Below are 20,274 nucleotides of genomic sequence, written 5' to 3' on the forward strand. Positions count from 1 at the left end.
CCCCAGTCCCCACCCCCGGAGCCGGCACCCCGGCCAACCCTCCCGCGCAGGCCGCAGCGCCCGCGGAGCGGCTGGCCTACCGGCTGCTGACCGGCCCCGACGACCGCAGCTTCTGCGAGCGGATCTCGGCTGCACTTGCCGAGGGGTATGTGCTGCACGGCAGCCCGGCCGCAACGTTCAACGGCACCTCGGTGATCGTGGCGCAGGCACTGGTGCTGCCGGCCGCCGTCGCGGAGGCGGACGCCGCGGTGGCCCGCGCCGTCGACGGCCTGGAATCCGACCGTCTGGAATCCGAAGGGCAGGCGAGGGCATGAGCTACGCCGGGGACCTGACCCCGCAGGCGGCCTGGGAACGGCTGCAGTCCGGCGCGGTGCTGGTGGACGTCCGCACCCGGGCCGAGTGGGCCCAGATCGGCGTCCCGTTGACCGGCGGGGCGGCCGCGGAGCCGGTGTTCATCGAGTGGACCCGGGCCGGCGGCGTGCCGAACGAGGGCTTCCTGGACGAGCTCCGGCAGCGCGTCCCGGCCGACGCCGAGCTGCTCTTCCTCTGCCGGTCCGGGGCCCGCTCCGTCGCGGCGGCAGGGGCTGCGACGGCGGCGGGATTCACCGTCTACAACGTGCTGGACGGCTTCGAGGGCCAGCTGGATGAGGCCGGCGTCCGCCGCGTCAACGGCTGGAAGAACGTGGGCCTGCCGACCGACGGGACCCGCACCGCATGAGTTTCAATCCCGAGGCCGCGGACTGGAGCCCGGACACCCAGGCCGTCCGTGGCGGCCTGGACCGGACCGGCTTCCAGGAAACAACCGAGCCGATCTTCCTCAACTCCGGCTTCGTCTACGAATCCGCCGCCGCCGCGGAGCGGGCCTTCACCGGAGAGGACGAGCGGTTCGTCTACTCCCGCTACGGCAACCCCTCGGTGGCCACCTTCCAGGAGCGGCTCCGCCTGCTCGAAGGCACCGAGGCGTGCTTCGCGACGGCGTCGGGCATGTCCGCGGTGTTCACCGCTCTCGGCGCGCTGCTTGGGGCCGGTGACCGGGTGGTCGCCGCCCGGTCACTGTTCGGGTCCTGCTTCGTGATCCTGAACGAGATCCTGCCGCGCTGGGGCGTGGAGACCGTCTTCGTCGACGGCCCGGACCTCGACCAGTGGCGTGACGCGCTCTCGACGCCGGCCACCGCCGTGTTCTTCGAGTCGCCGTCGAACCCGATGCAGGAGATCGTGGACATCGCCGCCGTGAGCGGGCTGGCGCACGCCGCCGGCGCCACCGTGGTGGTGGACAACGTCTTCGCCACCCCGCTGCTGCAGCGCTGCACGGACTTCGGCGCGGACGTGGTGGTCTACTCCGGCACAAAGCACATTGACGGCCAGGGCCGGGTGCTGGGCGGCGCGATCCTGGGCAGCAAGGAGTTCATCGAGGGCCCGGTCCGGCAACTGATGCGCCACACCGGACCCGCGCTGTCCGCCTTCAACGCCTGGGTGCTGACCAAGGGCCTGGAAACCATGTCGCTGCGGGTCAACCACGCCTCCGCCTCGGCGTTGCGGCTGGCAGAGTGGCTCGAGGCGCAGCAGGCCGTGACCTGGGTGAAGTACCCGCTCCTGGCCTCCCACCCGCAGCATGAGCTGGCCGCCAAGCAAATGAAGTCCGGCGGGACCGTGCTGACCTTCGAGCTGGCGCCCCCGGCCGGCCGGTCCGCCAAGGACGCCGCTTTCGCGCTGCTGGACGGCCTGCGGATCATCGACATCTCCAACAACCTTGGCGACTCGAAGTCTCTGATTACGCACCCGGCCACCACCACGCACCGGGCCATGGGTCCGGAGGGACGGGCCGCTATCGGGTTGAGCGACGGCGTGGTGCGGCTCTCCGTCGGGCTGGAGGACCCGGAGGACCTGATCCGGGACCTCTGTCAGGCGCTGGCGCAGATCCAGTAATCCCCGGCGGCGGCCTGGAACGTACCGCCTAGAAGCGGCGGACGGGCGCCAGCGCCGGAAGCGGCCCGGTAGCGGTGCCGGCGTCGGGCACGTCCCCGCCGACCGTGGTCCGCACCGCCTCGCCGACGACGGCGCCGAGGCCGGCACGGCGCTGTAGCTCCGCCCCGGTGCCCTCCGCCAGGATCCTGGCCACCCCGGCGCGCACCAGGCCGAGCTCGCCCTGGTCCGACAGGACCGGGGCGAGGTAGTCCACCAGGGCGTTCACCACCTCGGCCGCGGGGCGGGGCCGGAAAGTCCCGAAGTCCAGCAGCTCGGAGGACAGCCCGCAGTTGCTCGCCTGCCAGGCCGCCATCCGCAGGAGCACCGTCGGCACCGGCGCCGGGTCCACGCCGTCGTACCACTCGCGCGAGGCGGTCTCCACCAGCGCCCGCACCAGCACCGCCAGCAGCGCCGCGTCCTCCGCGCGCAGGCACACGTCCGCCACCCGGATCTCCACGGTGGGATGGTTCCGGGCCAGCCGCGCGTCGAAGTACACCATGCCCTCATCGAAGAGCACGCCGCTGTCCAGCAGCCGCGACACCACCCTGCGGTAGGCCGCGTGGCTGCCGAAGACCATCGTCGGACCGGCAGCGGGCCAGCGGTTCCAGGCCTGGGTGCGGTAGCTCTCGAACCCCGTTTCCATCCCGTTCCAGTACGGGGAGTTGGCGCTGAGGGCGATCAGCACCGCCAGCTTGTCCCGGATCCGGTCCATCACCGCCACCCCCTCCTCGGGCGAGTCGATGGCGGCGTGGACGTGCAGCCCGCAGGTGAGCTGTTCCTGGACGGTGAGGCCGAACCGCCGCTGCATCGTGGCGTAGCGCAGTTTGGGGGTGGTGTGGGTGGGGGCGGCCAGCGGCGAGGTGGCCAGCGCCGCGACCCGGGCGCCGTGGACCCGAGCGGCGTCGTCGGCGGTCCGGCGGGCCCGGCGAATCTGCCGCAGCAGGGCGTCATGCTCCCGGCACGGCAGCGTCTGGGTCTCGATCTGTTCGAGCTTGAGCTCGAAACTGAAGCCGGAATGGCCGTCGCCCGTGTCCGGGTCCCGGACGAGCCCGCGCAGCATGGCGTCCGCGAGCGCCAGCGGCACCCCGCTGACGGGGTCCACGATCAGCAGTTCCTCTTCGACGCCGAAGGTGCGCATACCCCATTGTGCGCCGGGGGTCTTTAGTCCTGGAAGTACTCGATCTTCGCGCCGATGGTGTTCAGCCGCTCGGCCAGATCCTCGTACCCGCGCTCGATCACGTAGATGTTGCGCAGCTCGGACACGCCCCGGGCGGCCAGCATGGCCAGCAGCAGGCAGGCGGCAGGGCGGAGGGCCGGCGGGCACCCCACCTCGGCGGCGCGCCACTTGCTGGGGCCGTTGACGTAGATCCGGTGCGGGTCCAGCAACTGCACCTGCGCGCCCAGCCGGTTCAGCTCGGTCAGGTAGATGGCGCGGTTCTCGTAGACCCAGTCGTGGATCATGGTCTGGCCCTGCGCGTTGGCGGCGATCACGGCGAAGAACGGCAGGTTGTCGATGTTCAGGCCCGGGAACGGCATGGGGTGGATCTTGTCCTCGGGTGCCTTCAGCTCGGAGGGCCGGGTGGTGACATCCACCAGCCGAGTCCGGCCGTTGCGCGCCACGTATTCGGCGGAGACCTCCAGCCGCTGGCCCATCTGCTCCAGCGTGGCCAGTTCGATCTCCATGAACTCGATCGGCACGCGGCGGATGGTGACCTCGGAGTTGGTCACGATGCCGGCCGTGATCAGGCTCATCGCCTCGATCGGGTCCTCGGAGGGGAAGTATTCGATGTCCATGTCCACCGCGGGCCGGCCGACGATCTTCAGCGTGGTGGTCCCGACGCCGTCGATCACCACACCCAGGCGCTGCAGATAGAAGCAGAGGTCCTGGACCATGTAGTTGGGGCTGGCATTGCGGATGACCGTGGTGCCGCGGCGGTGGGCGGCAGCCATGATGGCGTTCTCGGTGACCGTGTCGCCCCGCTCGCTGAGGACGAAGGAGCGGTTCTCGCCGTCGGCGGGCGGCGCCTGGACGGTGTAGAAGCCGGAGGTGGCCTCCACGCGGAGGCCGAACTGGCGCAGCGCCTGCATGTGCGGCTCCACGGTCCGGGTGCCCAGGTCGCAGCCGCCGGCGTAGGGGAGCCGGTACTCGGCGGACTCGTCCAGCAGCGGGCCCAGCAGCATGATGACGCTGCGGGTGCGGCGGGCGGCGTCGACGTCCATGCCGTCGAGGTCCAGGACGGCGGGGCGGCGGATCTGCAGGTCGGTGGCGTTCAGCCAGGTGCACTCGACGCCGATGCTGGTCAGCACCTCGACGATCCGGTTGACCTCCTCGATCCGGGCCAGCCGGCGCAGTACCGTGGTGCCGCGGTTGATCAGGCTGGCGCAGAGCAGGGCGACGCCGGCGTTCTTGCTGCTGTTGACGTCCACGGCGCCGGAGAGGGTGTGGCCGCCCTCCACGCGCAGGTGGGTCATCTGGGGCCGGCCCACCTTGACGATGGTGCGGCCGAAGATGGACTCAAGGCGCTGGATCATCTTCAGGCTCAGGTTCTGCTTGCCCTGTTCCATCCGGGCGACGGCGCTCTGGCTGGTGCCAAGCTCTGCGGCAAGCTTGCCCTGGGTCCAGCCCTTTTCGCCGCGTGCGTCCTTGAGGACCGTGCCGAGGTGTTCTGCAGTGGGAAGCGTCATACCCAAGAAATATCACAGATGAGCTACCGTCCGCCTCCGGATGCACCCAAAAGCGCGTAGCGTCACACCCCTAGTCGGCTGGTGCGATAATCGGGCGGTGCGATACATCGCGGTCACTGCTGGCCGAGGAACACCATGTTCCAGGTTCCCGCGGCGACGGCGGCGGCTACCGCGGACGCCGCGATCACCACGCCCCCCAGGACCACCCACACGTCCAGCCCGGTGAAGCGCGCCTGCCGGGCCCAGGTCCGCCGGGCACCGCCGAAGCCGCGCGCCTCCATGGTTACCGCCAGCCGCGAGGCCCGCCGGACGGCCTGGACCAGCAACCCGAAGCTTTGCCCCAGCATGGCCCGGGCCCGCTGCGCAGGGCTGCCGTGCGAGCCCACGCCGCGGGCCCGCCGGGCCATCCCGATGGTCTGCCATTCCTCCGCCATGAGTCCCACCAGCCGCATCGCGGCGAGCGTGCCCAGCACGAACCGGTGCGGCAGCTTCGCCTGCTGCGCGAGGGCGTCGGCCAGGTCTGTGGGGTCGGTGCAGCTCATGAGCAGCACGGCCGGCAGCGCGATCGCGAGGCCGCGGAGCAGGAAGCCGAGGCCCAGCTGGAGTGATCCCTCGCTGATGGACCAGATCCCCACGTCCAGCAGGATCCGGCCCCGGTCCGGGGCGAGGATGGCGGTGCTCCAGCCGCCCAGGGCAGCGGCCAGGATCAACGGCCAGCCGCGGCGCCAGAGCAGGGCGGGGGTGAGCCCGGCCAGCGGGAAGAGCAGCACCTCGAAGACCAGCGCCACGGACGCGGAGACCCAGTCGATGGACAGGGCCAGCGCCACGGTGACCAGCACGACGCCGGAGAACTTGGCCAGCGGGTTGGCGCGGGCCAGCACGGCGCGGTTTCCCTCCAGGGTCAGGGCCTCCCTCATGCCGCAGCCCCCTGCAGCTTGAGTTCGTCGCCGCCGAGGACGTCGCTGAACTCGGCGTCGTGGGTCACGGAGACAACGGCGGTGCCGGCGTCCAGGAGTTCGGAGAGGAAGGAGGCCAGCTCGGCCCAGGTGTTGGCGTCCTGGCCGAAGGTGGGTTCGTCCAGGACCAGGACCTGGGGGTGAGCGGCCAGCACGGTGGCCACGGACAGGCGCCGTTTCTCGCCGCCGGAGAGGGTGTACGGGTTGGCGTCCACCAGGTCCCGCAGCCGCAGCCGCTCCAGCAGTTCGTCCACCCGGTCCGCGCCGCGTCCGAGCTGCCGCGGCCCGAAGGTCAGCTCGTCCAGCACCCGGCCGGTGACGAACTGGTGTTCGGGTTCCTGGAAGACCGTGCCGATCCGCGGGATCAGCTGCTGCGCCTTCCAGGCATAGGGGTCGATGCCCGCGCCGGCGCTGAGGTCGGTGGTAGCGGACACGGTCCCGGCCACCGGGGCCAGCAGCCCGGCGAGGGTCAGGGCGAAGGTCGATTTCCCGGCGCCGTTGGGCCCGGTGATGGTGAGCGCGCGCCCCGCACGGACCTGCGCGGCGATACCCTCCTGCACCGGCACGGGCGGCACGGCGCGCAAGCGGGTCCGCAGGCCGCCCCGGCGGGGACGGTCGCGGGACACGGCCAGGGACTCTGCGGCCAGCAACAGCCGGCCCGCTTCGAAGCCGGGTTCCGGACCCTGCCCGGTGTCGCCGGCGCTCCGGGCGCGGGTGGCCGGCACGTGGCCCGGGACCCAGACCCCGGCGGCGATCAGCATCTCCCGCGCCTCGGCCAGCACCCGGTCCGGCGGCCCGTCCAGCAGTACGGCGGATTCGCCCGCGCTGCCGGGCTGCAGCACCACGATCCGGTCCACCAGGTCCTTCCACACGGAAACCCGGTGTTCCACCACCACCAGGGTGGCGCCGGTCCGGTCCAGGCAGCGGCCCACGGCGTCGCGGACCTCCAGCACACCGGCGGGGTCGAGGTTCGCGGTGGGTTCGTCCAGCAGCAGGAGCCCGGGCCGCATCGCGAGGATGCCGGCCAGGGCCAGCCGCTGCTTCTGCCCGCCGGAGAGGGCAGACGTCGGGTGGCCCAGGGGCAGGGATCCGAGCCCGACGTCGTCGAGCGCCTCCCCTACCCGGGCCCAGATCTCCGCGGGCGGGACGGCGAGGTTCTCCGCCCCGAACGCGACGTCGTCACCCACCCGGGAAAGCACCACCTGGGTCTCCGGGTCCTGCTGCACCAGCCCGGCGCGTCCGCGGCGGTCCCGGGGTGGGGCCCCGTCGATGAGCAGGCTGCCGGTCTCGTCGGCGTCGTCGGCGTCCGCGTCCGCGCCGCCGCCCTCGCCGAGCACCCCGGCCAGGGCGTGCAGCAGGGTCGACTTACCGGCGCCGGAAGGTCCCAGCAGCAGGACGCGTTCGCCCGGGCTGATGTCCAGGTCCAGTCCGCTGATGGCGGGCCGGGACCGTCCGGCGTGCCGCCAGCCCCAACCGCGGGCGGTGACCGCGGCGGGGCGGACGTCGTCGGCGTTCATGCGCGCGGGTGTCAGGAGAAGACGGGTTCGGTGGCCGCCTTGCGGGAGGCGAAGGAGGCCAGCACCCCGGTCCGGGCCAGGCCGCGGGTGGCGATCCAAGCCAGGCCGCCGGCGATCACGGCACCGGAGATGGCGCAGAAGACGATGTAGGCGGCCTTGTCCCCGGCCTCGAAGGCGATGTTCCAGCCCCAGGGCAGGAAGCAGTCGTTCAGGCCGCAGAAGAGGCCCGCGCCGGCGCCGGCGAGCAGGGAGACCGGGAGGTTGAACTTGCTGTAGCGGAAGGCGGCGAAGACCAGCTCCGCGCCGAGGCCCTGCAGGATGCCCGAGATCAGCACGGTGGTGCCGTACTGGGAGCCCATGATCAGCTCGCCGGTGGCGGCGACGGCCTCGCAGAACAGCGCGGCGCCGGGCTTGCGGACCACCAGCATGCCGAGGACCGCGGGGATCATCCAGCCGCCGGCGTAGAGGCCGGTCAGGGGCGGGTAGACGGCGGTGAGCGGGACGGACACCACGTTGGAGCCCTGGTCCCAGGCCCAGAAGATGACGCCGCCGGCAATCGCGATCAGCGCCGCCAGGACAATGTCGACCACGCGCCAGCTCTTTTTGCCGGCCGCTGTGGTGCGGGGGGTGGAAATATCGGTCATGTCGTCCTCCTGAGGTACAGGAGGGGAGGGTATTCCGGCCACGGCGGCCGCTGCCGCGTGTTCCGGACACCCTGAGAACTCGACTCCCTTGCGCCGGTACTAACCGGATCAGGTTCGAGGGTCTGCGGCTGTCCGCACTCTCAGCGCCCACCTACGGTTCCCGGATTCCTCCGGAAGGGTCCGACGGCGGCGCTCCCCTGTCGTTATGAATGTCGCCCGTGTGGGCTGGCCCAGTTTACACCCGCGCCGCCGGGGCCCGCCTCCCCTCCCTGCCGAGCCGGATCAGCACGATCCCGGCCGCCATGAACCACGCCCACATCAGGAGGCCGTAGCCGCCGTAGAGCGCCGGGACGAGGTACCGCAGCGCCTCCGCGAGCAGCCCCAGGGCACCGGCGCCGATGCCCAGCCAGCCCACCGCCCGGGAGAGCCCTGCCCGCACCATGGCCACGGACATGAGGAGGATGCCCGCCGCGGAAAGCACCCCGGCGACGGCGGGTGTGTTGTTCTCGGCGATCACCGCCTCGGCGGCGGCGCTGATCCGCTGCCGCGCGGCGTCGTCGTCCGCCCCGGCGTACCGGTCGCTGAGGGAGACCAGCACCAGGGAGCCCCGGCTGGTGACCGGAATGGCAATGATCAGCGCCCAGGACAGCCCGCCCACCAGGGCGCCGCCCAGCGCCAGGCCCCGTGCCAGGCCCTCTGCGGCCGGAGCGCACGCCAGGAACAGCGCGGCGAAGACGGGCACCGCCAGGATGTTGGGGACCGTCCAGAGCAGCTGCTCGGCGACGTAGACGGGCTTGTTGCGGGCGATGAACTCAAGCGTCGGCACGGCCCCGTCGACCGGCGGCGGCGCGATGAAGTCCAGCACAAGGGCCAGCACCAGCAGCACCACGAACGCGATCGAGCAGCAGCCGGCCGCCAGTTGGAACGGCGCCCAGGGTGCGCTCCGGTCTCTGTCCATGCCCGACGGTAGGCCAGGCGGCGCGCGGCGGACAGGGGCGTCCGCCCCGGACCGGTGTGCCAGTAGGCTAGGGGCAGTCCTGTTTCCACCCGCAAGGAGCACGAAATGAACATTGTCATCAAACTGCTCGGCACCGGCATCAGCCTGGTCGCCGGTCTCGTCGGCACCAAGCTCGTGGACACCGTCTGGGAGAAGACCACCGGCAACAAGCCGCCGAAGGGCCACGACGACGACGTCCCCACCACGCTGCGCCAGGCCCTGACCTTCGCACTGATCTCGGCCTCGGTGAGCGCCGTCATCCAGGTCCTCGCCAACCGCGGCACGCAGCGGGCCATCACCCGCTTCGCCAAGACCCAAGACATCGTCTAGGCGCCCAGCACCACACTCCGACGGGGAGTCCCCCGGGCATCAGTCCCGGCGGGGCTCCCCGTCCACGTTGAAGCCGCGTTCCCCGGCGGCCTGCTGCACCACCGCTTCGAGCTCATCCGCGCTCAGCAACTCCGGGTGGAGGTGCTTGGTGCGGTAGCCGGCGCGGCCCACCATATGCGCGGAGACCGGGACCGTCAGCAGCTGGAAGATCCACGCAACCACCAGCACCGGCCACACCCACCAGGTACGCATCTGCAGGCCCACGGCGCACAGCAGCAGGAACAGGCCCAGGACCTGCGGCTTGGTGGCGGCGTGCATCCGGCTCATCAGGTCCGGGAAGCGGAGCAGGCCGATCGCGGCACCGAGGGACATCAGCGCACCCACCACCATGAACACGGCGGACACGGCGTCGATCACAGTATCCCCGGAGAAGGTCTCAGGATTCATGGGGGTGCCTCCTGCGGTCGGCTACGAAGCGGGCCACGGTCACGGACCCGACGAAGCCGATGATCGAGATCGCCACCAGCAGCATCAGGTTGTTCAGGTGCCGGTTGACGGCCATGTCGATGCACAGCGCGGCGCCAAGGATGGCCAGCAGCACGTCGGTGGCGAGCACGCGGTCCAGCAGCGAAGGCCCTCGGGCGATCCGGATGATGGCGCCGCCCGCCGCGAGGGACAGAATCACGGCGGTCACGGCCAGGACGATCGGCATCATGCGGCTGCCTCCTGTTTGAGGGCGGAAACTTCCTCCGGGGAGCCCATGATCCGGATCAGGCCGGCCTCAGTGTCCCGGACGTCCTTGCGGAGCCTGGCGGCGTCCTCGGCGTCGCGGACGTTGATGCCGTGGATATAGAGCGTGGACGTACCCCTGTCCACCTCCACGACCAGGGAGCCCGGAATCAGCGAGATGACGTGGCCGGTGGCGGTGACCAGGAGATCCGAGTGGCTGCGGAGCGGGACCGCGACGATGGCGCTGACCACCCGGGGCCCGCGCACCACGGCGAGGTAGAGCAGCTGGAAGCTCGCCGCGACCACCTTGCCGAGGAACACCAGGCCAAAGGGGACGGCGCGCAGCACGTTGAACCGTCCGCCCAATTCCACCGGCGGCAGGTAGAACAACCGGGCCACGAACACAGCGATCAGCGCCCCGAAGAGCAGGTTGCCGGCGCTGAAGTCCTGCCAGAGGGCGCCCCAGACAATCACCAGCCAGACCAGCAGCGGCAGTTCCTGGCGCAGCGAGATGCGTTTGCGGGTCATTTGCCGCCTCCCTGGGCCACGGGCTGCGGCGGGGCCGGGACCGTGACCTCGTCGCCGAGGACCGCGTGGATGTAGGAGGACCGGTCCAGCATCTCGGCCGCGGACTGGCCGGAGAGGCGGAACAGCGGCCCGGCGAACACGGTCAGGGCCACGCCGAGGATGACCAGCGCCAGAGTGGAACCGACCATGGTGCGCGGCAGCAGGCTCACCGTGTGGCGTGCGGAGGATGTCCCGGCGCCGCCGGTTCCCTGGGACTCACCGCCCGGGGCGGCGAGCAGCACCGGGTCCGGGTGCTCGGCGTCCTCGGGCTTGCGCCAGAATGCACGGTTCCAGACGCGGGCGATGGCCAGCAGGGTCAGCAGGCTGGTCAGGACGCCGCCGGCCACCAGCGCGTACGCCAGCGGGGTGCCGAGCAGCACGCCGGCCTGCAGCAGGCCGAGTTTGCCCAGGAAGCCGGAGAGCGGCGGGATCCCGGCGAGGTTCATGGCCGGGATGAAGAACAGCACGGCCAGCAGCGGGGAGAGCTTGGCCAGGCCGGCCACCCGGTCCACGGAGGAGCTGCCGGCGCGGCGTTCAATCAGCCCGGTGACCAGGAAGAGGCTGGTCTGGATGGTGATGTGGTGCGCCACGTAGAACACCGCGGCGCCCAGGCCGGCCACCGAGGACATCGCCAGCCCGAACACCATATAGCCGATGTGGCTGACCAGGGTGAAGGAGAGCAAACGTTTGATGTCGCTTTGCGCGAGCGCGCCCAGGATCCCCACCACCATGGTCAGCAGCGCCACCACCATCAGCGGCTGGTTGAAGGTGTCGCCGGGGAAGAGCAGCGTCTCGGTGCGGACGATCGCGTAGACGCCCACCTTGGTGAGCAGGCCGGCGAACACCGCCGTGACCGGGGCGGGGGCGGTCGGGTAGGAGTCCGGCAGCCAGAAGGAGAGCGGGAAGACGGCGGCCTTGATCCCGAACGCCACGAGCAGCAGCACGTGCAGCAGGTTCCGGGTGCCCTGGTCCAGGTCCCCCAGCTTCATGGCCAGGTCCGCCATGTTGATGGTGCCGGTGGCGCCGTAGATCATCGCGATGGCGATCAGGAACAGCACCGAGGAGACCACGGAGACCACCACATAGGTCACGCCGGCGCGGATCCGGGGGCCGGTGCCGCCGAGGGTCATCAGCACGTAGCTGGCCGTCAGCAGGATCTCGAAGCCCACGTAGAGGTTGAACAAGTCTCCGGAGAGGAAGGCGTTGGACACCCCGGCCACCAGGATCAGGTAGGTGGGGTGGAAGATCGAGACCGGGGCATCGCTGTCGCCGTCGGCCATACCCTGCCCGGTCGCATAGACCAGCACGGCCAGGCTCACGGCGGAGGAGACCACCAGCATCAGCGAGGAGAACTGGTCCACCACCAGCACGATCCCCCACGGCGGCAGCCAGCCGCCGATGCTCACCGCCGCCGTGCCGCCCTCCCAGACGGAGGCCAGCAGCCAGCACTCAAGCAGCAGGGTCAAGGAGAGCAGCGCGATGCTGACCGTCCGCTGCGCCCGGGAGTGCCGGATCAGCAGGAAGGTCAGGGCGGCGCCCAGGATGGGGAGGACGACGGCGAGCGGGGCAAAGCTGGCGATGTTCACTCGGACCCTCCTTCCTGGTTCGGGGCGGTGGTGCGGGAGCCGGGCCGTTCCTCGGCCGCGGCTTCGCCGGCCGGCATCTGCCGGGCGCCGGCCAGGATGGTCCCGCCGGCGTCGGGCTCGACGGCGGGCAACGGGAATTCGGAGGTTTCCTCGGGGATGACGGCGTCGTCCTCGGCGTCGAAGCTGGGCGTCTCGGCGACGCGGAGGTCCTCGGCGTCGTCCTGGATCTCATCCTGCCGGGCCAGCACCCAGGTGCGGTAGATGATGCCGAGCATGAACGCGGTCACGGCGAAGGAGATCACGATCGAGGTCAGGATCAGCGCCTGCGGCAGCGGGTCGCTGTAGGCGCCGGGATCGGTGTCCTTGGCGAATAGCGGGGCCAGGCCGGCGTAGCCGCCCGTGGTGAGGATGAGCAGGTTGGTGGCGTTCGCCAGCAGCATCAGGCCCAGCAGTACCCGGGTGAGGCTGCGCTCCAGGAGCAGGTAGATGCCGCAGGCGTACAGCACCCCCATTACGGTCAGCAGGGTCAGGTTGACGCTCATGCATTCCCCCCGGGGGTGGTTCCGGCGGCCGCGTCCGACTGCTCTTCGAAGTGTTCGTCGATTTCGGCGCCGAGGCTGCGGAGCACGTCCAGGGCCAGGCCGACGACGACGATGTAGACGCCGATGTCGAAGATGGTGGAGGTGACGAACTTGATGTCACCGAAGACCGGGAGCCAGAGCTGGACGATGGCGCTTTGGAAGACCTCGCCGCCCAGGAGCAGCGGCGCCACCCCGGACACGGCCGCCGTCGCCAGGCCGATACCCAGCAGCGCGCCGGCGCTAAGCGGCGCGGCCTCGCGCAGCTCGAACCGGCCGCCGGCCAGGTAGCGCATGGTCAGCGCCAGCCCGGCCATCAGGCCGCCGGCGAAGCCGCCGCCGGGCAGGTTGTGCCCGGCCAGCAGCAGGTAGATCGAGAAGACGATCATCGAGTGGAACACCAGGCGGGTCACCACCTCGAAGATGATGGAACGCCGCTCGGGGGCGAGGGTCCGGCCGGCCACCAGCCAGGCGTCCTTGGTGGACGCCGCGAACCGGCGGCTCAGGGCCAGCGCGGCGCCGTCGCGGCTGTGCGCGGGGGCGGCCAGGCGGCCCACCGTGCCCTCGTCGACCGACCCGGAGGACCGGATCCGGTCGCCACGGCCGCGGACGAAGATGAGGCTGGCGACGCCGGTGGCGGCAAGGGCCAGCACGGAGATCTCGCCGAAGGTGTCCCAGGCCCGGATGTCCACCAGGGTGACGTTGACGACGTTGAGCCCGCCGCCGCCGTCGTAGGCCAGCCGCGGGAAGTCCAGCGAGACCGGCGTCGCGACCCGGGCGCCGAGGGCGTAGATCGCCACGAAGATCATGGTCAGGCCGAAGCCGGCGCCGATGATGATCCTGACCACGCGGTACCGGCCGCCGGTGCGGTCCCGGAGTTCGGCCGGGAGGCTGCGCATGGCCAGCACGAACGCCACCAGGATGATGGTTTCCACCAGCATCTGGGTCAGTGCGAGGTCCGGGGCGCCCTGCAGCGCGAACATCAGGGCGATGCCGTAGCCGGTGACGGAGACCATCAGGACGGCCAGGAACCGCTTGTTGGCGCGGACCGCGGCGAGGGCGCCGACCACGATGCCGGCTCCGGCCACCAGTTGCAGCGGGGACCCCGGGTCGATGACGTAGAGGTCCGCCGGGAGCGGCTTGCCCGCGAGCAGGATGGCGGTCAGCGGGAGCAGGAAGGCGACGCTGAGGATGACGGCCAGGTAGAAGTAGAGCGAACCGCGCTGGGTGCGGCCGGTGACCCATACGGCGGCGTCGTCGAGCGCGCCGATGGTCTGCTGGTAGGCGCGGTCGCCGTTGATCCAGCCGGGGACCAGCTCCTGGGCGCGGGCGACGGCACCCCGGCCGTAGTACATCGCCAGTCCGAGGGCGAAGGTCACGGCGGTCAGGCCCAGCGCCGGCGTGATTCCGTGCCAGAGGGCGAGGTGCCCGGCGTCGGCGGCGTCCTCGCCGGCGAACAGCGCGGCGTACGGCTGGATCCAGCCGTCCACCGGCGCGGGCCACAGGCCGTAGGCCACCGTGAGGAAGGCCAGGACCGCGGGGGCGGCCAGGAAGGCGGGCTTGATGGCCTTGAAACGGGTCACCGGGACGCCGTCCTTGACCGCGAACGCGCCCCAGAGGAAGCGCGCGCTGTAGGCAAAGGTCAGGATCGACCCGACCACGACGCCGGCCAGGACCACCACGCCCCAGGGCCCGGTCCCGGCGTGGTGCACGAAGGCCTCGAAGACGGATTCCTTGGCCACGAACCCGGCCAGCGGGGGCACCCCGGCCATCGAGGCGGCGCCGATCACGGCCACGACGCCGAGCGCCCGGGAGGACTGGAACACGCCGGAAAGCTTGCGGATGTCGCGGGTGCCGGCCTGGTGGTCGATGATGCCGACCACCAGGAACAGGGTGGCCTTGAAGAGCCCGTGGGCCAGCAGCAGGGCGATCCCGGCCAGGGCGGCGTCGGGCTGCCCGAGGCCCACCACCATGCTCAGGAAGCCGAGCTGGCTGACGGTGCCGTAGGCGAGGATGAGTTTGATGTCCGTCTGGCGCAGCGCCCGGTAGCCGCCCACCAGCATGGTGGCCAGACCCAGGCCCAGCACCACCGGCAGCCAAGTGTCCGTCCCGGCGAACCCGGGCGCCAGCCGTGCCACCAGGTAGATGCCGGCCTTCACCATCGCCGCGGCGTGCAGGTACGCGCTGACCGGGGTGGGGGCCGCCATGGCGCCCGGCAGCCAGAAGTGGAACGGCACCAGCGCCGACTTGGTGATGGCCCCTACCAGCACCAGCACGACGGCGGTGGCCACCACCGGCGCGGCCGGGCCGGTCACCAGCTCCGGTGCCTGCTGCAGCAGGGCCGAGATCCGGTACGTGCCGGCGAAGGATCCGAGCATGATCAGGCCCACCAGCATGGCCAGGCCGCCGGCGGTGGTGACGATCAGGGCCTGCAGCGCGGAGCGGCGGGCGGCCAGGCGGGTCCGGGCGTAGCCGATCAGCAGGTAGGACAGGACGGTGGTGAGCTCCCAGAAGATGAACATGAGCAGCAGGTCGTCCGCGGTGACCAGCCCGAACATCGCCCCGGCGAAGGCCAGCAGCTGCGCCCCGAAGCCGCCCAGGTTGCTGTCCTTGTTCTTGAAGTACCGGGCGCAGTAGACCAGGACCAGCGCCCCGACGCCCAGGATCAGCAGGGACATCACCCAGGCCAGGGCATCCATCCGGAAGGCCAGCTCCAGGCCGAGGTCGGGAATCCAGGGGACCAGCAGGGCGGGGGCGTCCGGGGCCGCGTACACGGCGTCGTGCTGCAGGATCAGCCAGAGGAACGAGCCCGCGGGGACCGCCGCCAGTGCGTAGAACGCATTCCTGCCAACCCGGCGGAAGAGAAACGGCGCCACAAGAGCCACAGCGAAGTGCACGGCTAGGACTGTGATCACTGGTATCTCCGCAACGTCAGGAATTCGGTTATCAAAAAGTTGGAGCAGGCGGCGCATGTGGTTAGGTTCAGTCCGAACAGTTTACCAAGCGTGTACAAATTCTTTTCTGCCCGTTTCATCCCGGTCCGGGCGGCGGGGACGGCTAACATCAGGGCTATGAATTCCGCCACCGCTCCCGAGGCCGCACCGGCGTCAGAACTTGGTTCCGGACGCCAGCCCGCCGGGAGGGGACGCATCCTGGCCTGGGCCGCGTGGGACTGGGGCTCTGCCGCGTTCAACGCCGTGATGACGACCTTCGTCTTCACCGTGTACCTGACGTCCAAGGCCTTCGGCGGCGAGGACGAGGCCTCCGCGGTCCTCGGCACCGCCCTGGCCATCGCCGGCGCCGCCATCGCGGTGCTCGCCCCGGTCACCGGACAGCGGTCCGACGCCGGCGGCCGCCGCAAGCTCTGGCTGGGCGTGAACACCGCCGCCGTTGCGCTGCTCACCGGGCTGTGCTTCTTTGTCTTCCCGCGGCCGGAATTCCTGCTGCTGGGGGTCACCCTGATCGCCCTCGGCAATATCTTCTTCGAGTTCGCCGGCGTCAATTACAACGCCATGCTCGCCCAGATCTCGACGCCGGCCAACATCGGCAAAATCAGTGGCTTCGGCTGGGCCTCCGGCTACCTCGGCGGTATCGTGGCGCTGCTGATCGTCCTGCAGCTGTTCGTGCAGCCGAGCATCGAGTGGTTCGGCGCCTCCACCGAGGACAGCCTGAACATCCGGCTGGTCGCCGTCTTCTCGGCGCTCTGGCTGCTGGTCTTCGCCGTCCCGGTCATGGTCGCCGTGCCCGAAGTGCCCATCGCGCGGCAGGACAGACTGGGCTTCTTCGCCTCCTATGGACTGCTGGCACGCCGGATCAAGGCCATCTACCGAACCAGCCCGCACACCATCTACTTCCTGCTGGCCAGCGCCATCTTCCGCGACGGCCTCGCCGCCGTGTTCACCTTCGGCGGGGTGATCGCCGCCGGCACCTTCGGCTTCGACCTCAAGCAGGTCATCTTTTTCGCCATCTTCGGCAACGTCGTCGCCGCTGTCGGCGCACTCGTGGGCGGACTACTCGACGACCGGGCCGGCCCCAAAGCGGTCATCATCGGCTCCCTGACGGGCCTGCTGGTGGCTGGCACCGCGCTGCTGATCTTGGGCAACGGGACATATTCCTTCTTCGGCATATCATGGTCCGGCAGCATGACCTTCTGGGTCTTCGGCCTGTTCCTCTGCCTCTTCGTCGGGCCCGCCCAGTCTTCCTCCCGCGCCTACCTGGCCCGGCTGGCCCCCACCGGAGAGACCGGTGAGCTGTTCGGGCTCTATGCCACCACCGGCAGAGCCGTGAGCTTCCTCGCCCCGGCCCTGTTCACCCTCTGCATCACCATCGCCACGCCCCTTGTGGCCCCGGGCCAGGCGCAGCGCTGGGGCATCGTCGGGATCATGGTGGTGCTGCTCGCCGGTCTGCTGGTGCTGCTGCCGGTCAAGGCCCCGGGCAAGACGGGCATCGCCGTCGTTCCTTCCCGCTAGGCGGTCCCGCCGGCCGAGGCGTTGAACCCGGCCCCAAAACCGGGCGCGGCCACTAGGCTGGTGGCATGAACGTGGATGAGACCGAACTTCCCGGACTGGGCCGGCGCAAGGATTTCATGACCGCCTCGGGGCGCCGGATCGGCGTCGTCGAATACCGCGAGGGGCAGACCGAGCTCATCGTCTCCACCTGGGACGACCCGGACACCTGCCAGGCCTCGATTCCCCTCACCGCGGACGAGGCCGCCGCCCTGGGCAACCTGCTCGGCGGGCAGCGGCTGGCCATGCAGCTCTCAGAAGCCCACCGCGAGGTTCCCGGCATTGTCACCCGGCAGTTCTCCATCGCGGCCGATTCGCCGTTCCAGAACCAGCCCATGGGCAAGGCCTGCATCCGGACCCGCAGCGGCGCCTCAATCGTGGCGATCATGCGAGAGGGCGAGGTGCTCCCCTCCCCCGGCCCCGACGTCGTGCTCCACCCCGGCGACCTGCTGGTGGCCGTCGGCACCCAGGAGGGCCTGGACACGGCGGCCTCCATCCTGCGCAACGGATAAGCCGTGGATGCCCTCGCCGTGACCCTGATCGAGCTGGGGGCCGTCGTGTTCTGTCTCGGCCTGCTGGCGAGGCTGGCCGGGCGGATCGGCATGTCCCCCATCCCGCTGTACCTGGTCGGCGGGCTGTTCTTCGGCGCGGGCGGGCTGGTCAAGCTCGAGGGCATGCACGAGTTCGCGCACCTCTCCAGCGAGATCGGCGTCATCCTTCTCCTGCTCATGCTCGGCCTGGAATATACGGCGGCCGAGCTCGTCACCGGGCTGCGCCGATCCTGGCAGGCCGGCGTGCTGGACCTGGTTCTGAACTTCATCCCCGGCGCGGGCCTGGCGCTGCTGCTGGGCTGGGGCGTGGTGGGGGCCATGGTGATGGGCGGTGTGACCTACATTTCCTCCTCCGGGATCGCCGCGAAGGTGATCACGGACCTGGGCCGGATCGGCAACCGCGAGACTCCGGTGATCCTGTCCATCTTGGTCTTCGAGGACCTGGCCATGGCCGTGTACCTTCCCGTCCTGACGGCCACCCTGACCGGGGTGAGCCTCCTGGTGGGGCTGCAGACCGTGGGGATCTCGCTCGCCGTCGTCACCCTGGTGTTGGTGGTGGCGTTGCGGCACGGCCACCACGTCTCCCGGGCCGTGCACAGCGAAAACTCAGAGGTCTTCCTGCTCAACCTCCTCGGCGCGGCGCTGTTGGTGGCGGGGCTGGCCGCGGCCATGCAGGTCTCCGCGGCGGTGGGCGCGTTCATGCTCGGCATCGCGATTTCCGGCGCCACGGCCCACAGCGCCACCCGCATCCTGGAGCCGCTGCGGGACCTGTTCGCCGCGATCTTCTTCGTGGTCTTCGGCCTGAACACGGACCCCACGTCCATCCCGCCGGTGCTGGGTTGGGCGCTGGTCCTGGCGATCCTCACCGCGGCCACCAAGATGCTGACCGGCATTTGGGCGGCCAAGCGGGCCGGCATCGCGATCCCGGGCCGGTTCCGCGCCGGGGCGGCCCTGATTGCCCGCGGCGAATTCTCCATCGTGATCGCAGGCCTGGCGGTGGCGTCGGGCGTGGTGCCCCGGGAGCTCGCGGCGCTGGCCACCGCCTATGTCTTGATCATGGCAGTCATGGGTCCGCTCGCGGCCAAGTTCATCGAGCCCGCGGTCCGGGCGTTCCGGCGGCCGGCCCGGCGCGCGGTGCAGCGGGCGCGGCCGGTCAACTGACAGCCCGCGCAAGCGCCCCAGCGCTCCGGCCGCCGGCTAGGACGTGATCTCGGTGCGGTGGAAGTTCAGGTGGCTGCGGCTGGCGGTGGGTCCGCGCTGGCCCTGGTACCGGTTGCCGTACTCGCCGGAGCCGTAGGGGTGCTCCGCGGCGGAGCTGAGCCGGAAGAAGCACAGCTGGCCGATCTTCATGCCGGGCCAGAGCTTAATAGGCAGGGTCGCCATGTTGGACAGTTCCAGCGTGACGTGGCCGGAGAAGCCCGGATCGATGAAGCCCGCCGTCGAGTGCGTCAGCAGACCCAGCCGTCCCAGGGAGGACTTGCCCTCCAGCCGGGCCGCGATGTCGTCGGGCAGGGTGACCGTCTCGTAGGTGGAGCCCAGGACGAACTCGCCGGGGTGCAGGATGAACGGCTCGTCTGCGTCGACCTCCACCAGACGGGTCAGCTCCGGCTGGTCCACGGCCGGGTCGATGTGCGCGTACTTGTGGTTGTCGAAGAGGCGGAAGAAGCGGTCGATCCGCACGTCCACCGATGAGGGCTGGACCATGGCGGGGTCGAACGGTTCCAGCACAATCCGCTGGGAGTTGATTTCGGTACGAATGTCGCGGTCAGAGATCAGCACAGGATCAAAAGTACCGCAGGTTCCCGGCTCCCCCGCGTCCGTGCCGGCGGCTCCGTCACAGAGCATCCGGCGGCGGCGCTCAGGCCGCGGCCTGCTCCGCTTCCAGCAGCATCTTCAGCTGCTCGAGCTGCACCACCTGGGCCTTCATGTCACGCCGCATCTTGGCCGAGAGCAGGAACGAGGCCACGCCGGGCCGGTAGCGCAGGGCGAAGCGGACGTGGGTGCTGCCGCCGTGGGTGCTCAGGTAGTACCCGCAGTGGACCCTGGACCGCCCGGAAATGACCTGGAACTGGATCTCCGCGCCGGGGCGGGCGGCCGTCAGCTCGAAGTCCCCGGCCGCCGGGGGAAAACTGCCGGCGGTAAGCGCCGGCCGGTACACCGAGCCGGGGGCACCCACCGCGCCGGAGACCAGCGCGACGCTCTCGATCCCCTCGCGCCAGTAGGGCAGATTCCGGGGGTCCAGGAGGAAGGCGTAGATGCCCATGGCGTCGTACTGGATGACGACGTCGTGCTCTGCATACGCCACGGAAGTTCCCTTAAGGTCGGACTAATGGTGCTCGTAGCCCGCTTCCCCCTCAGACCGCAGCTAACCCCACCACGGTATCCAGCGGCCGGGGCTGCCGCACCGTCACCGGCCCGTCTTTACCGAAGAGTTATGCAGCCGGTACCGGGCGTTGATGTTCAGGGAACTCCCGAGCCTGGGGTAAGGTGAATCTCGTTGTTCCGCAGGACACAGCCGAGGGTTTTGGCCGGTCCCTGCGCGGCTGTAGCTCAATGGTAGAGCGCTAGCTTCCCAAGCTTGATACGCGGGTTCGATTCCCGTCAGCCGCTCCACGTCCCCCTCCTCTGCCCTCCCGCCGTCACGAAGCGACGCGGCCCATTAGG

At 70.5% G+C, this 20,274-nt stretch carries 21 protein-coding genes, 1 tRNA gene and 1 riboswitch; of the genes, 8 read left to right on the forward strand and 14 right to left on the reverse strand.

From position 1 onward, the window contains the following. Nucleotides 1-71 precede the first annotated feature (71 nt). From QWJ39_RS04065 to QWJ39_RS04075, 3 genes are read left to right on the forward strand one after another with little or no spacing between them, the layout of a single operon-like run. Nucleotides 72-314, forward strand: a complete 243-nt coding sequence (locus QWJ39_RS04065; RefSeq protein ID WP_290256492.1) for a DUF1737 domain-containing protein — start codon at nt 72-74, stop codon at nt 312-314. Next, nucleotides 311-718: a rhodanese-like domain-containing protein gene (locus tag QWJ39_RS04070; RefSeq protein WP_290256411.1), complete on the forward strand. Its 408-nt coding sequence runs from the start codon at nt 311-313 to the stop codon at nt 716-718. The genes QWJ39_RS04065 and QWJ39_RS04070 overlap by 4 nt, the downstream gene beginning before the upstream one ends. Continuing rightward, nucleotides 715-1,926 carry an O-succinylhomoserine sulfhydrylase gene (locus tag QWJ39_RS04075; protein WP_290256412.1) on the forward strand — a complete coding sequence of 404 codons (1,212 nt, stop codon included), beginning with the start codon at nt 715-717 and terminating at the stop codon, nt 1,924-1,926. The genes QWJ39_RS04070 and QWJ39_RS04075 overlap by 4 nt, the downstream gene beginning before the upstream one ends. 28 nt (nt 1,927-1,954) lie before the next feature. Here QWJ39_RS04075 and QWJ39_RS04080 read toward each other — a convergent pair whose 3' ends face one another. The 6 genes from QWJ39_RS04080 to QWJ39_RS04105 form a co-directional block, all read right to left on the reverse strand. Next, complete coding sequence (locus tag QWJ39_RS04080) at nt 1,955-3,103, reverse strand: glutamate--cysteine ligase (protein WP_290256413.1); 1,149 nt, start codon at nt 3,101-3,103, stop codon at nt 1,955-1,957. Between the two features lie 23 nt (nt 3,104-3,126). After that, nucleotides 3,127-4,650 carry a UDP-N-acetylglucosamine 1-carboxyvinyltransferase gene (locus QWJ39_RS04085; RefSeq protein WP_290256414.1) on the reverse strand — a complete coding sequence of 508 codons (1,524 nt, stop codon included), beginning with the start codon at nt 4,648-4,650 and terminating at the stop codon, nt 3,127-3,129. A 113-nt stretch (nt 4,651-4,763) separates the two neighbouring features. Further along, nucleotides 4,764-5,567: an energy-coupling factor transporter transmembrane component T gene (locus QWJ39_RS04090; protein ID WP_290256415.1), complete on the reverse strand. Its 804-nt coding sequence runs from the start codon at nt 5,565-5,567 to the stop codon at nt 4,764-4,766. Next, nucleotides 5,564-7,123: an ABC transporter ATP-binding protein gene (locus QWJ39_RS04095; protein WP_290256416.1), complete on the reverse strand. Its 1,560-nt coding sequence runs from the start codon at nt 7,121-7,123 to the stop codon at nt 5,564-5,566. The genes QWJ39_RS04090 and QWJ39_RS04095 overlap by 4 nt, the downstream gene beginning before the upstream one ends. An 11-nt stretch (nt 7,124-7,134) precedes the next feature. Further along, nucleotides 7,135-7,767, reverse strand: coding sequence for an ECF transporter S component (locus tag QWJ39_RS04100; protein WP_290256417.1), 633 nt, complete (start codon nt 7,765-7,767; stop codon nt 7,135-7,137). Nucleotides 7,768-7,834: 67 nt separating this feature from the next. Next, a riboswitch (TPP riboswitch) is annotated at nt 7,835-7,976 on the reverse strand. Between the two features lie 26 nt (nt 7,977-8,002). Then, nucleotides 8,003-8,725: a DUF4386 family protein gene (locus tag QWJ39_RS04105; RefSeq protein ID WP_290256418.1), complete on the reverse strand. Its 723-nt coding sequence runs from the start codon at nt 8,723-8,725 to the stop codon at nt 8,003-8,005. Between the two features lie 105 nt (nt 8,726-8,830). On the opposite strand from QWJ39_RS04105, the gene QWJ39_RS04110 reads away from it, so the two are divergent. Further along, on the forward strand, nt 8,831-9,094 hold the full coding sequence (locus QWJ39_RS04110; protein WP_290256419.1) for a DUF4235 domain-containing protein: 264 nt from the start codon (nt 8,831-8,833) through the stop codon (nt 9,092-9,094). A gap of 39 nt (nt 9,095-9,133) precedes the next feature. Here QWJ39_RS04110 and mnhG read toward each other — a convergent pair whose 3' ends face one another. Genes mnhG through QWJ39_RS04140 form a run of 6 tightly spaced genes read right to left on the reverse strand, consistent with a single transcriptional unit; the run spans nt 9,134 to nt 15,469 of the window. Beyond that, nucleotides 9,134-9,541 carry a monovalent cation/H(+) antiporter subunit G gene (gene mnhG / locus QWJ39_RS04115; RefSeq protein WP_290256420.1) on the reverse strand — a complete coding sequence of 136 codons (408 nt, stop codon included), beginning with the start codon at nt 9,539-9,541 and terminating at the stop codon, nt 9,134-9,136. Then, nucleotides 9,531-9,809, reverse strand: a complete 279-nt coding sequence (locus tag QWJ39_RS04120; RefSeq protein ID WP_290256421.1) for a monovalent cation/H+ antiporter complex subunit F — start codon at nt 9,807-9,809, stop codon at nt 9,531-9,533. The genes mnhG and QWJ39_RS04120 overlap by 11 nt, the downstream gene beginning before the upstream one ends. Further along, the gene (locus tag QWJ39_RS04125; protein WP_290256422.1) at nt 9,806-10,351 is read right to left on the reverse strand and encodes a Na+/H+ antiporter subunit E; all 546 of its coding nucleotides are present in this window, start codon (nt 10,349-10,351) and stop codon (nt 9,806-9,808) included. Before QWJ39_RS04125 ends, QWJ39_RS04120 begins: the two co-directional genes overlap by 4 nt. After that, nucleotides 10,348-11,976 carry a Na+/H+ antiporter subunit D gene (locus QWJ39_RS04130; protein ID WP_290256423.1) on the reverse strand — a complete coding sequence of 543 codons (1,629 nt, stop codon included), beginning with the start codon at nt 11,974-11,976 and terminating at the stop codon, nt 10,348-10,350. Before QWJ39_RS04130 ends, QWJ39_RS04125 begins: the two co-directional genes overlap by 4 nt. Next, on the reverse strand, nt 11,973-12,518 hold the full coding sequence (locus tag QWJ39_RS04135) for a Na(+)/H(+) antiporter subunit C (protein WP_290256424.1): 546 nt from the start codon (nt 12,516-12,518) through the stop codon (nt 11,973-11,975). The genes QWJ39_RS04130 and QWJ39_RS04135 overlap by 4 nt, the downstream gene beginning before the upstream one ends. Further along, a complete protein-coding gene (locus QWJ39_RS04140; protein ID WP_290256425.1) occupies nt 12,515-15,469 on the reverse strand; it encodes a Na+/H+ antiporter subunit A in 2,955 nt (984 codons plus the stop codon). The genes QWJ39_RS04135 and QWJ39_RS04140 overlap by 4 nt, the downstream gene beginning before the upstream one ends. A gap of 156 nt (nt 15,470-15,625) precedes the next feature. On the opposite strand from QWJ39_RS04140, the gene QWJ39_RS04145 reads away from it, so the two are divergent. The 3 genes from QWJ39_RS04145 to QWJ39_RS04155 all read left to right on the forward strand — a co-directional run bounded on the left by QWJ39_RS04145 (nt 15,626) and on the right by QWJ39_RS04155 (nt 18,771). After that, nucleotides 15,626-17,023, forward strand: a complete 1,398-nt coding sequence (locus tag QWJ39_RS04145) for an MFS transporter (RefSeq protein WP_290256426.1) — start codon at nt 15,626-15,628, stop codon at nt 17,021-17,023. Nucleotides 17,024-17,088: 65 nt separating this feature from the next. Then, nucleotides 17,089-17,571, forward strand: coding sequence for a cation:proton antiporter regulatory subunit (locus tag QWJ39_RS04150; RefSeq protein ID WP_290256427.1), 483 nt, complete (start codon nt 17,089-17,091; stop codon nt 17,569-17,571). Between the two features lie 3 nt (nt 17,572-17,574). After that, entirely contained in the window at nt 17,575-18,771 is a 1,197-nt protein-coding gene (locus QWJ39_RS04155) for a cation:proton antiporter (protein WP_290256428.1), read from the forward strand. A 36-nt stretch (nt 18,772-18,807) separates the two neighbouring features. On the opposite strand, the gene dcd is transcribed toward QWJ39_RS04155, so the two are convergent. Both dcd and QWJ39_RS04165 read right to left on the reverse strand, forming a co-directional pair. Next, nucleotides 18,808-19,389 (reverse strand): dCTP deaminase, encoded by a 582-nt coding sequence (gene dcd, locus QWJ39_RS04160; RefSeq protein ID WP_290256429.1) that lies wholly within the window; start codon nt 19,387-19,389, stop codon nt 18,808-18,810. A 79-nt stretch (nt 19,390-19,468) separates the two neighbouring features. Continuing rightward, a complete protein-coding gene (locus tag QWJ39_RS04165; RefSeq protein ID WP_290256430.1) occupies nt 19,469-19,915 on the reverse strand; it encodes a hypothetical protein in 447 nt (148 codons plus the stop codon). 234 nt (nt 19,916-20,149) lie between these two features. Here QWJ39_RS04165 and QWJ39_RS04170 point away from each other — a divergent pair. Beyond that, nucleotides 20,150-20,223: transfer RNA gene (locus tag QWJ39_RS04170), tRNA-Gly, on the forward strand. Nucleotides 20,224-20,274: the final 51 nt, after the last annotated feature.

The organism is Arthrobacter sp. YD4, from assembly GCF_030410515.1.
GTDB lineage: Bacteria > Actinomycetota > Actinomycetes > Actinomycetales > Micrococcaceae > Arthrobacter.